The organism is Terrisporobacter petrolearius, from assembly GCF_020748185.1.
In the GTDB taxonomy this organism is placed as follows: domain Bacteria; phylum Bacillota; class Clostridia; order Peptostreptococcales; family Peptostreptococcaceae; genus Terrisporobacter; species Terrisporobacter petrolearius.
Genome location: NZ_JAHZMO010000064.1, coordinates 1 through 11,196, shown reverse-complemented (window position 1 = coordinate 11,196; position 11,196 = coordinate 1). Strand labels below are relative to the sequence as shown.

Here is an 11,196-nt window from a genome sequence, read left to right as displayed (position 1 = left end):
CAGTTTTGAAAGTACTAACAAAAGTTAATACTTTATATAAAGATTATGTGGTTATTATAGCAAAGAGGATACACCTGTTCCCATTCCGAACACAGAAGTTAAGCTCTTGAGCGGCGATGGTACTTGGAGGGCGACCTCCTGGGAGAGTAGCACGTAGCCACGTATTTTTTTTATTGAAAAACATATTTATAAGCATACCAAATAGGTATGTTTTTTATTGTATAAATTAATAAATAAAATAATTGTTAAAATAATAAATATTGTTGTAAAAGTAAAGTTTATAAATTATAATAACCTTAAAACAATGATTCTAAGAAACATAAACAATATTAATTGTAAAACTCAAAGGATACAGGAAATGGATTTGGATTTTGTGGTAACGTTACCGAAAACGTTTCCAAAATAATGGGGAATCAGGAGGGGAGATTATCTTTGAATTTATCAAAAATATTAAAGTCTAAGTGCAATAAAGATATTTCATTTTGTTCAAATGAAGAAATCTACTATGCTCTATTAGAAATGGTACAAGAGCTTGGGGAAAATAAGATAAATGAAAACCAAGATAAAAAGAAGTTATATTATATTTCAGCAGAGTTTTTAATTGGAAAGTTATTATCAAATAACTTAATAAATTTAGGTATTTATGATGAAATTAAAAAAATTTTAAATGACAATGGAAAAAGTTTATCTGATATAGAAGAAGTAGAGCCGGAACCATCTTTGGGAAATGGTGGACTTGGAAGATTAGCTGCATGTTTTTTAGATTCTATAGCTACATTAGGTCTTCCTGGAGATGGAATAGGACTAAATTATCATTTTGGTTTATTTAAACAAGTATTTAAAAATAATTTGCAAAATGAGGAAATAAATGAATGGATTGAAAAACAAAGTTGGTTGAAAAAAACGAATGTAACTTATGATATTGATTTTCATGGATTTTCATTAAAGTCTAGGCTATACGATATAAATATAACAGGATATAAAAACACAACGAATAAGCTTCATTTATTTGATATTGAAACAGTTGATGAAACTATAGTAAATGACGGAATTAATTTTGATAAAGAAGATATTAGGAAAAATCTTACTCTATTCTTATATCCTGATGATAGTGATGAAAAAGGACATCTTCTTCGTATTTACCAACAATATTTTATGGTTAGTAATGGAGCTAGATTTATATTAGATGAATGTATTCAAAAGGGTTCTAACCTTCATGATTTATATGATTATGCTGTAATACAGATAAATGATACTCATCCAACTATGGTTATTCCTGAACTTATACGTCTTTTAGTTGAAAAAGGAATTGAAATGGATGAAGCTATAGAGATAGTATCTAAAACATGTGCTTATACTAATCATACTATATTGGCAGAAGCATTAGAAAAGTGGCCTATAACATATTTAGAAAAAACTGTTCCACAGCTTGTACCCATAATTAAAGAATTAGATAAAAAAGTTAGAGCTAAATATGATGAGGAATCTTTATACATAATAGATAAAAATAAAAATGTTCACATGGCTCATATAGATATACATTATACGTTTAGTGTAAATGGAGTTGCATCACTTCATACTGATATATTAAAAAATAATGAATTAAATAAATTTTATAAAATATATTCTAAAAAATTTAATAACAAAACAAATGGCATAACATTTAGAAGATGGCTAATGCATTGCAATCCTGAATTAACTAAGCTAATAGAAGAGTTAATAGGAAATGAATTTAAAGCTGATGCAGAAAAATTACAAGGTATGATTAAATATGTTAATGATAAAGCAGTTCTTCAAAAGTTATTAGATATTAAACATGTAAATAAGGTAAGTCTTAAAAACTATCTTAAAAAAGTTCAAAATGTAGAAATTGATGAAAATTCTATATTTGATATTCAAATAAAAAGATTACATGAGTATAAGAGACAACATATGAATGCTTTATATGTAATTTATAAATATTTACAAATTAAAAACGGAAATGTACCAACAACACCTGTAACTATTATATTTGGTGCAAAAGCAGCTCCAGCTTATACAATAGCAAAAGACATAATACATTTAATTTTATGTTTACAAGAACTTATAGACAATGACAAAGAAGTGAGTAAACACTTAAAAGTTGTGATGGTAGAAAATTATAATGTAACTGCAGCTGAGAAATTAATACCTGCATGTGATATATCAGAACAAATATCATTAGCATCAAAAGAGGCAAGTGGAACAGGAAATATGAAGTTTATGTTAAATGGTGCCTTAACTCTTGGAACAGAAGACGGTGCTAATGTAGAAATACATGAACGTGTTGGAGATGAAAATATATTCATATTTGGAGAGAGTAGTGACAATGTAATCAAACATTATGAGGATGGAGATTATGATCCTCTTGATTTCTATATAAAAAATAAGAATATAAAAGAAGTGGTAGATTTTATTGTTAGTGATAACCTTATGAACATTGGTTGTGAAGAAAATCTTATAAGGTTATATAAAGAAATAATGAGAAAAGATTGGTTTATGGGATTATTAGACTTCCAATCATACTGTGATAAAAAAGAAGAGTTATTCAAAGAATATGAAAATAGAGAAAAGTGGTCAAAGAGAATGTTAGTTAATATTAGTAAGGCGGGGTATTTTTCTTCTGATAGAACTATTGCAGAATATAATAATGATATTTGGAAATTAAAATAAAAAGTCATTGGTTATGTACACTATAAAATATAGATTTATATGTGTACATAGCTGATTTTATATAATTAAAAATATATCATAAAAATTATTGATTTTTAGAAAAATGGGTGTTACTATCTTATTACTGGGAAGGAAAACGTTATTTCGGAAACGTTATTTCGGAAACGTTATCGGAAACCTTTCCGGAGATAGAATAAAAATATGTGAGGGGGAAATATTATGATAAAACTTAAAAAGTATTTAACAATTGCTTTATCTGCAGTTATGGCAACTGTAGCATTAACGGGTTGTTCGTCTTCTGATGATGGCTCCAAAGACGATCAAAAAGGTTCGGTATACTACTTAAGCTTCAAACCAGAACAGGAAGAACAATGGAAAAAAATAGCTCAAGATTATGAAAAAGAAACTGGCGTAAAAGTAAAGGTAGTTACAGCTGCCAGTGGTACTTATGAACAAACTTTAAAATCAGAAATAGCTAAAGAAGAAGCTCCAACACTATTCCAAATAAATGGTCCAGTAGGATACAAATCATGGAAAGATTATTGTCTTGATTTAAAAGATACAGAATTATATAAGCACTTATTAAACGAAGATATGGCTGTTAAAGATGGGGATGGAGTGTATGGTATACCTTATGTTGAAGAGGGATATGGAATAATATATAACAATGCAATAATGGAAAAATATTTTAAATTAGATGGTGCAAAAGCTAAATCTATGGGTGAAATAAATAATTATGATAAATTAAAAGAAGTAGCAGAAGATATGCAAACTAAAAAGGATAAGTTGGGAATAGATGGTGTGTTTGCTTCTACATCATTAACTCCTGGTGAAGATTGGAGATGGCAAACTCACTTAGCTAACTTACCTATATATTATGAATACAAAGATAAAGAAGCAACTGATTTAGATAAGATAGATTTTACTTATGCTGATCAATACAAAAACATATTTGATTTGTACATAAAAAATTCTACTTGTGAACCTACTTTATTAGGAAGTAAAACAGTATCTGATTCAATGGCTGAATTCGCTTTAGGTAAAGCAGCTATGGTTCAAAATGGTAACTGGGGATGGGGACAAATAGCAGAAGTTGAAGGAAATACTGTTAAAGAAGATGATGTTAAATTTATGCCAATATACACTGGTGTTAAAGGTGAAGAAAAACAAGGTCTTTGTATAGGAACTGAAAACTTCTTCTCTATAAACAACAAAGCTTCAGAAGCTGACCAAAAAGCATCTATAGCTTTCATTGAGTGGTTATTTACTTCTGATACTGGTAAAAAACATGTAACAGAAGAATTAGGATTTATAGCTCCATTTGATACATTTAAGGATGCTGAAACTCCACAAGATCCTTTGGCTCAAGAAGTTTTAAGATATTTAGAAAATAAAGACTTATACAATGTAGACTGGAACTTTGTTTCATTCCCAAGTCAAACATTTAAAGATGATTTTGGAGCAGCTTTACTTGAGTATGCTAATGGAAATATGAAATGGGAAGATGTTAAATCTAAAGTAGTTAATGAGTGGGCTAGTGAAAAAGAAGCAGCTAAATAATAACAACAACTAATAAGCCATTAAATACTTGTAAGTGTATTTTTAAGAATTGCTAGATTATTATTTTTTAATAATAATCTAGCCCTATTTTAAAGATAGTAAAATTAAATTAATTCAAGATAGAAAAGGCTTAGTCATAAATAACAGTATATTACCGTTAAACGAAAAAAGGATTGAGTCCTTGTTAAGTAATGAAGGTGATACTATTTATGAACTAAGCTTTTTATTTAGCTAAGATGATTTTATAGCACTTACTTTTTATTAATAATAGGAGGTATAGTATGCAAAAAACTTTGAAAAAATATTTTGCTGTATTTTTATTACCAACACTGATTGCATTTGCTATTGCATTTATGATTCCATTTGTAACAGGATTATATTTATCATTTTGTGATTTTACTACAGTAAGTAATGCAAAGTTTGTAGGTATACAAAACTATATAACTGCATTTGACCCAAGTCAAAGATTTATAGAATCATTTGGTTTCACAACGTTCTTCACCATTGTATCTATAGTAACAGTTAATATAATTGCATTTACACTTGCTTATCTATTAACAAAGAAGATAAAAGGAACAAACTTTTTCCGTACAGTATTTTTTATGCCTAACTTAATAGGTGGTATAGTATTAGGTTACACTTGGCAATCCATGATAAATGCTGTTTTAGCAAACTATGGAACAACTTTAGTTGCCAATGGAAAGTATGGACTTATTGGATTAATATTATTGATGAACTGGCAAATGATAGGGTATATGATGATTATATATATTGCAGGTCTTCAAAATGTACCAACAGAATTAATAGAAGCATCAAAAATTGATGGAGCAACAAAATGGCAAACATTAAGACATGTAACAATACCGATGGTAATGCCATCCATAACAATTTGTCTCTTCTTAACACTATCAAACAGCTTCAAGCTATATGATCAAAACTTAGCATTGACTAATGGTGCACCAATGCATAAAACTGAAATGTTAGCATTAAATATAGTTAATTCATTCTATGGAAGAAGCAACTTTGAAGGCGTAGGGCAGGCTAAGGCAGTTATGTTCTTTGTGATAGTAGCTCTAATTGCTCTTATACAACTCTATTATACAAGAAAGAGGGAGGTAGAACATTAATGCAAAATGCAGTTCCAAGAAAAAAAGGCAGAGGAAATAGTATTACATTTTTAATACTTTGTGCATTAGTAGTGATTTTTTTAGCTCCTATTTTATTTATAGTTATAAATTCATTTAAGGGTAAATTTTTTATAAGTGATAATCCATTTTCAATTCCTACACCAGAAACATTTGTGGGAATTACAAACTATATTAATGGATTAGAAAGAACAGGATTTTTAAGTGCTATAGGATGGTCATTCTTTATAACAATAGGATCTGTTGTAGTAATAATCTTCTTCACATCTATGACGGCTTATTATATAACAAGAGTAAAAAGTAAATTAACCAGTGCTATTTATTATTTATTTGTGTTCTCGATGATAGTGCCGTTTCAAATGGTAATGTTCCCAATGGTAAAATTGGCAGATGGACTAAATTTGTCAAATCCAATAGGTATGATTGCATTATATCTTGGTTTTGGGTCGGGACTATCAGTATTTATGTTTAGTGGTTTTATAAAATCAATACCTTTAGAAATAGAAGAAGCCGCTATGATAGATGGTTGTAATCCGTTACAAACTTACTTCTATATAGTACTACCAATATTAAAACCAACATCTATAACAGTTGCTATACTAAATGCAATGTGGGTATGGAATGATTACTTATTACCATATTTAGTAATAGGTTTATCTACAAAATATAAGACAATTCCAGTAGTAATACAAATGCTTGTAGGATCAAATGGAAATAGAGATATGGGAGCTATGATGGCAATGCTTGTATTAGCAATTATCCCAATAATAGTTTTCTACCTAGTTTGCCAAAAACATATTATAGAAGGCGTTGTTGCTGGAGCTGTAAAAGGATAATAAAAAGTATTATAGGAGGGACATCATGAGAAGAAGTGGGATGTTATTACCTGTTGCAAGTTTACCATCAAAATATGGTATAGGAGCTTTCTCAAAGGAAGCTTATGATTTTATAGATATATTACACGATGCAGGTCAAAGTTTATGGCAAATTTTGCCTCTTGGACCTACTGGATATGGTGATTCTCCATATCAATCATTTTCTACTTTTGCAGGTAATCCATATTTTATAGACTTAGATGAACTAGTTAAAGAAAATTTATTGTCTAATGAAGAGTGTAACAACTATGATTGGGGAGATAATGAAGAATCTATTGACTATGAAAAGATTTATTTATCAAGATTTAAGATATTAAAGGTAGCATATAAAAGAAGTAATATAGGATTAAATAAAAAGTTTAATGCATATTGTGAGAAAAATAAATGGTGGTTACATGACTATGCGCTATATATGGCGATAAAAGATTCTTATAATGGCAAGTCATGGATAGAATGGAGTGAAGATATAAGAGAAAGAAAAGAAGAATCTATATTGGTATATGAGAAAAAATTACAGGAAGAAATTGAATTCTATAAGTATTTACAATATTTATTCTTTGTACAATGGAACAGATTGAAAGATTATGCAAATAAGAAAGGAATTTCTATTATAGGTGATATTCCAATATATGTATCATTAGATAGTTCAGATACATGGGCAAGTCCTGAGCTATTCCAATTAGATAAAGATTGTATGCCCGTAGCTGTTGCAGGTTGTCCGCCAGATAGTTTCTGTGAAACAGGTCAGTTATGGGGCAATCCTTTATATGATTGGGAATATCATAAATTTACAGATTATGAGTGGTGGATAAAAAGAATTAAACAGTCATTTGAATTATATGACATTGTAAGAATAGACCACTTTAGAGGTTTTGACGAATACTATTCTATACCATATGGGGATTTAACGGCAGTAAATGGAATATGGAAAAAAGGACCTGGTATAGAGTTATTTAAATATTTAAAAGAAGAATTAGGAAATGTAGACATCATAGCAGAGGATTTAGGTTTTTTAACAGAAAGCGTGCAACAACTTCTTAAAGATATAGGGTACCCAGGTATGAAAATACTACAGTTTGCCTTTGACTCAAGAGAGGATAGCGATTACCTACCTCATAATTATGATAGAAACTGTATAGTTTATACTGGAACACATGATAACAATACTATTTGTGGATGGTATAAAGAAATCAGTAAAGAAGATAAAAGAATGTCTATTAATTATATGAATAATAAATATACTTGTGATAATGCGATACATTGGGATTTTATATGTTTAGCTATGAGAAGCGTAGCAGACACTTGTATAATTCCAGTTCAAGATTATTTAGGTTTAGGTTCAGAAGCAAGAATAAACATACCTTCAACTCTAGGTATGAACTGGAAATGGAGAATGCAGAAAGATTGTTTCTCTAAGAAAATGATAAAGAAAATAAAGATGTTAACTAAATTATATGGAAGAATATAACTTTAGTCTCTATTATGTGATAAACTGATATAGCCAAAATACAATAATGAAAGGGTAGTGTTAATATGAAGGCAATCACAATTAAAGATATAGCTAAGAAATGTGGTGTCGGAGTAAGCACAGTTTCAAGAGCCATTAACAATCATCCGGACATAAGTGAAGAAACCAGAACTATGATAATGGAAGTTATAAAAGAAAGTAATTTTGTTCCCAACAAAAGTGCTAGAAATTTAAAACTTTTAGATACTAAAACCATAGCTGTATTAATAAAGGGTATAGACAACCCGTTTTTTCAAAACATGATAAAAGTATTTGAAGAAGAGATACAAGACAGAAGATATTCCTTTATATTACATAGAGTTGATTCAAATCAAGATGAAGTTGAAGTAGCTTTAGAACTAATAAAAGAAAAAAGGCTAAAGGGAATTGTATTTTTAGGAGGAAATTTTTCTCATCAAGAAGAGAAGCTAAAAGAAATCAATATACCGTTTGTTTTAAGTACAATAGCTATAGCAGGCGATGTAAATAAAAATTTATATTCCTCAGTATGTGTAGATGATAAAAATGAAAGTGAAAAAGTAGTTAATTTCCTATGTGATAAAGGTCATACAAAAATTGCAATTTTAGCTGCAGGTAAAAGTGACCAAAGTATTAGTAAATTACGTATACAAGGCTATCGCAATGCCTTAATTAAAAGAAATATACCTATAAATGAAAATTTAATTAGACATATTAATGATAATGAAAATATTCAAATCATGGAAAATGGATATAAACTTATGAAAGAGCTCTTAACATCAGGAGAAGAGTTTACAGCAGTTTATTCTATTTCTGACAGTATGGCAATTGGAGCAAGTAAAGCTATACTAGAAAATGGAAAAAGGATTCCTCAGGATTATTCTGTTGTAGGATTTGATGGATTAGATATTACATATTATTATAATCCTTCTATTACTACTATACGTCAACCTGTGGAAGAGATGGCAAGAGAAACTACTAAAATCTTATTTGATTTAATTAATAAGAAGACAAAAAATCAGCATCGAGTTTTCCGAGGGGAATTAATTGAGAGAGAGTCAACTTCAGAATTAAATAGATAATTTTAGTACCATTAAGTATATATGAGGGGGATTGAAAAATGGCAAGCTTATCATTACAAAATATAAGTAAAATATATCCAAATGGTTTTGAAGCTGTAAAAGATTTTAATTTAGAAATAGAAGACAAAGATTTTATAATATTTGTAGGTCCATCTGGTTGTGGTAAATCTACAACGTTAAGAATGATAGCAGGATTAGAAGATATAAGCAAAGGAACTTTAAAAATAGATGATAGAGTAGTAAATGATGTGGAAGCTAAAGATAGAGATATAGCTATGGTATTCCAAAGTTATGCTTTGTACCCACATTTAAGTGTATATGATAATATGGCCTTTGGACTAAAATTAAAGAAAGTCTCAAAAGAAATAATAGATGAAAAAGTAAAATATGCTGCTAAAATACTAGATCTTGAAAAATTATTAGATCGAAAACCTAAAGCATTATCAGGAGGACAAAGACAAAGGGTTGCCATGGGAAGAGCAATAGTTCGTGAACCAAAAGTGTTCTTAATGGATGAACCTTTATCAAATCTTGATGCTAAACTAAGGGTTCAAATGCGTACAGAAATATCTAAGTTACATGAAAGATTAGGAGCAACTATGATATATGTAACTCATGACCAAACAGAAGCTATGACTCTTGGTACTAAAATTGTAGTAATGAAAGATGGTATAGTTCAACAAGTTGATACACCACAAAACTTATACAATTTACCTGAGAATAAATTTGTTGCTGGATTTATAGGTTCGCCACAAATGAACTTTTTAGATGCAACAGTTTGCAAAAATGGAAATGATGTTGTATTAAAAATAGGAAAATATGAATTAATACTGCCAAAAACTAAAGGTAAATCCCTAGTTGATGGTGGGTATATAAATAAAGTAGTATGTATGGGAATACGTCCAGAAAATGTACATGATTTAACTGAATTAAATGAAGAAAGTACAGGAAGAGAAATTGAAACGACTATAAATGTATATGAATTACTAGGATCAGAAGTGTACTTATACTTTAACATAGAACAATCAGCTATGACTGCAAGAGTAAAAGCCACAACTCAAGCAAGAGTAGGGGATAAAGTAAAATTTAAATTTGATATGGAAAAAGTTCATATATTTGACAATGAAACTGGGGAAGTAATAACAAATTAATAAAAATATAAATAAACTGCTATAGTCATGAATATGGCAGTTTTATTTTATATATTTTAAATTAAGAGGAAGGGTTTTTATGGATAATTTATTTAGTTATGATAACAAGTTTTTTGAAATCTTAGGAAAGATAACAGATATAGTTATACTTAACTTGCTATGTATAATTTCATGTTTGCCCATTGTAACTATAGGAGCATCAATTACAGCTGCATATTATGTTGCAATGAAAATGATAAAAGATGAAGAAACATATATAGTAAAAGAATTTATTAGAAGTTTTAAAGAAAACTTTAAAACTAGCACGACAGTATGGTTCATTATGTTAATAATAGGAGTAGTATTGCTGTTTGATTTTTATATGTCTACACTAGTTTCACATGAATCAATAAGTAAAGTATTACAGTTTATATTTACTATGATAGGTATAATATATACTTTTACATTAACATATGTATTTCCTATAATATCTAAGTTTGAAAACACTGTAAAAAACATTATGATAAATTCTGCCCTTATATCTATTCAGAAATTGCCTTATACAGTAATAATAGTAACTTTAAATTTAAGCCCATTTTTGCTAATTAATTTGTTTAGTAGTTATTGGGGGCAGATAATATTCTTGTATACAGTAATTGGTTTTGGAATAATAATTTGTATAAATTCTATAATTTTTGAGAATATATTTAATAAGCTTATAAAATAAAATAACTAACTATGAAGAATTAACGATATTTTTCATAGTTAGTTATTTAAAAAAATTGTGTATTATCAGTGATTGCGTTGATTTTAATAAATAAAAATGAAATAATTAAAAAAAGTTTTGTAAAAAGTATTGACTCTTAATTAATAGGATGATATAGTATTACTTGTCCTTGAGACAGGGACAAAACGTCAACGAAAAACTTCTTAAAAAAGTAGTTGACAAAGAAAAACAGCTTTGGTAAAATAAAGAAGCTGAAACAAGCAAAGAACTTTGAAAATTAAACAGTAGGTTAACAATAAATTAATTCTTAAAGAATTAAACTGAAACAACAAACAAACCAAGCCAGATATTCAGATAATGATTAGTCTGAGCGATGGACAACTTTTTTATGAGAGTTTGATCCTGGCTCAGGATGAACGCTGGCGGCGTGCCTAACACATGCAAGTCGAGCGATTTACTTCGGTAAAGAGCGGCGGACGGGTGAGTAACGCGTGGGTAAC

8 protein-coding genes and 2 rRNA genes are annotated in these 11,196 nt (G+C 29.0%); all 10 read left to right on the top strand.

From position 1 onward, the window contains the following. The first annotated feature begins 46 nt into the window (after window positions 1–46). Window positions 47–163, top strand: a 5S ribosomal RNA gene (gene rrf, locus K0040_RS18740). A 269-nt stretch (window positions 164–432) separates the two neighbouring features. Further along, window positions 433–2,691, top strand: coding sequence for a glycogen/starch/alpha-glucan phosphorylase (locus tag K0040_RS18735; protein WP_316719755.1), 2,259 nt, complete (start codon window positions 433–435; stop codon window positions 2,689–2,691). A 219-nt stretch (window positions 2,692–2,910) separates the two neighbouring features. Next, window positions 2,911–4,251: an ABC transporter substrate-binding protein gene (locus tag K0040_RS18730; RefSeq protein ID WP_228110245.1), complete on the top strand. Its 1,341-nt coding sequence runs from the start codon at window positions 2,911–2,913 to the stop codon at window positions 4,249–4,251. A 281-nt stretch (window positions 4,252–4,532) separates the two neighbouring features. After that, on the top strand, window positions 4,533–5,378 hold the full coding sequence (locus tag K0040_RS18725; protein WP_228110244.1) for a carbohydrate ABC transporter permease: 846 nt from the start codon (window positions 4,533–4,535) through the stop codon (window positions 5,376–5,378). Next, window positions 5,378–6,232, top strand: coding sequence for a carbohydrate ABC transporter permease (locus K0040_RS18720; RefSeq protein ID WP_228110243.1), 855 nt, complete (start codon window positions 5,378–5,380; stop codon window positions 6,230–6,232). The genes K0040_RS18725 and K0040_RS18720 overlap by 1 nt, the downstream gene beginning before the upstream one ends. A 25-nt stretch (window positions 6,233–6,257) precedes the next feature. Then, entirely contained in the window at window positions 6,258–7,739 is a 1,482-nt protein-coding gene (gene malQ / locus K0040_RS18715; protein ID WP_228110242.1) for a 4-alpha-glucanotransferase, read from the top strand. Between the two features lie 65 nt (window positions 7,740–7,804). Then, the gene (locus tag K0040_RS18710; RefSeq protein WP_228110241.1) at window positions 7,805–8,839 is read left to right on the top strand and encodes a LacI family DNA-binding transcriptional regulator; all 1,035 of its coding nucleotides are present in this window, start codon (window positions 7,805–7,807) and stop codon (window positions 8,837–8,839) included. A gap of 38 nt (window positions 8,840–8,877) precedes the next feature. After that, window positions 8,878–9,990 (top strand): ABC transporter ATP-binding protein, encoded by a 1,113-nt coding sequence (locus K0040_RS18705; RefSeq protein WP_228110240.1) that lies wholly within the window; start codon window positions 8,878–8,880, stop codon window positions 9,988–9,990. Window positions 9,991–10,069: 79 nt separating this feature from the next. After that, entirely contained in the window at window positions 10,070–10,696 is a 627-nt protein-coding gene (locus K0040_RS18700) for a YesL family protein (protein WP_228110239.1), read from the top strand. Between the two features lie 384 nt (window positions 10,697–11,080). Further along, window positions 11,081–11,196: ribosomal RNA gene (locus K0040_RS18695) — 16S ribosomal RNA — on the top strand; the annotation flags it as partial.

What these genes read in the sequence shown, in the direction of transcription:
- malQ (WP_228110242.1), top strand. Translation starts at nt 6,258, where the DNA reads ATGAGAAGAAGTGGGATGTTATTACCTGTTGCAAGTTTACCATCAAAA.
- K0040_RS18720 (WP_228110243.1), top strand. Translation starts at nt 5,378, where the DNA reads ATGCAAAATGCAGTTCCAAGAAAAAAAGGCAGAGGAAATAGTATTACA.
- K0040_RS18710 (WP_228110241.1), top strand. Translation starts at nt 7,805, where the DNA reads ATGAAGGCAATCACAATTAAAGATATAGCTAAGAAATGTGGTGTCGGA.
- K0040_RS18730 (WP_228110245.1), top strand. Translation starts at nt 2,911, where the DNA reads ATGATAAAACTTAAAAAGTATTTAACAATTGCTTTATCTGCAGTTATG.
- K0040_RS18705 (WP_228110240.1), top strand. Translation starts at nt 8,878, where the DNA reads ATGGCAAGCTTATCATTACAAAATATAAGTAAAATATATCCAAATGGT.
- K0040_RS18725 (WP_228110244.1), top strand. Translation starts at nt 4,533, where the DNA reads ATGCAAAAAACTTTGAAAAAATATTTTGCTGTATTTTTATTACCAACA.
- K0040_RS18700 (WP_228110239.1), top strand. Translation starts at nt 10,070, where the DNA reads ATGGATAATTTATTTAGTTATGATAACAAGTTTTTTGAAATCTTAGGA.